Annotated in this window: 1 protein-coding gene; it reads right to left on the minus strand. The window is 76.3% G+C overall.

The features are described from left to right. A partial coding sequence (locus tag A5622_RS17110) for a VWA domain-containing protein (protein WP_156752992.1) occupies window positions 1-828 on the minus strand: 828 nt, incomplete at both ends.

Genomic DNA, 828 nt, shown 5'->3' on the forward strand with positions numbered 1-828 from the left:
CACGGCGGCCACGCCCTCGGCGACCAGCCTCGCCGCCGCGATCCGGGTGCGGCCCAACGGATCCGGCCCGGCGGTGGCCCGGCCGTCGGTCAGCACCACCACCAGGGGACGCCGCGCCCGGTCGCGGGCCTTCTCCCGCACGATGAGCTCGCGCGCGGCCAGCAGGCCCTCGGCCAGCGGGGTCTTGCCGCCGGTGTCGAACCGCGCCAGTCGCCGCCCGGCGATGTGCGCCGACGAGGTCGGCGGCAACAGCAGCCGCGCCTCCTGGTGGCGGAACGTGATCACGGCGACCTTGTCGCGCCGCTGATACGCGTCGCGCAGCAGCGACAGCGTGGCGCCGCCGACCGCGGCCATGCGATCGCGGGCGGCCATCGAACCCGACGCGTCCACGACGAAGATCACCAGATTGCCTTCGCGGCCCTCGCGCACGGCGCGGCGCAGATCGTCGGGCTGGGGCCGCAACGGCCCGGCACCGGCGCGCTCGGCGGCGGACAGGAGGGTGGCGAACAGGTGCAGTCCGTGGCCGCCGCAGCTCGCGTCATCGGCGTCGGTGGCGGCGATGACGCTGCCGCTGGCGTTGCGGGCCCGGGACCGCCGCCCGGGCGCGCCCTCGCCGACACCGGGAACCCGCAGCGCGCGGGTGGGAAAGGTTTTCGACGGCGGCGCACTGGGTCTGGTCTTCGGCGGGGCCGGCTTGCCGTCCCGTGCCGAGTTCTGTTGCGACGCAGTTTCTTCCGCGTCGGTGGACTGACCACCGCCGGGCCGGATCCGTTGGGCCGCACCCGGATCGCGGCGGCGAGGCTGGTCGCCGAGGGCGTGGCCGCCGTG

Source organism: Mycobacterium sp. 1245801.1 (assembly GCF_001673055.1).
Lineage (GTDB): Bacteria > Actinomycetota > Actinomycetes > Mycobacteriales > Mycobacteriaceae > Mycobacterium > Mycobacterium europaeum_A.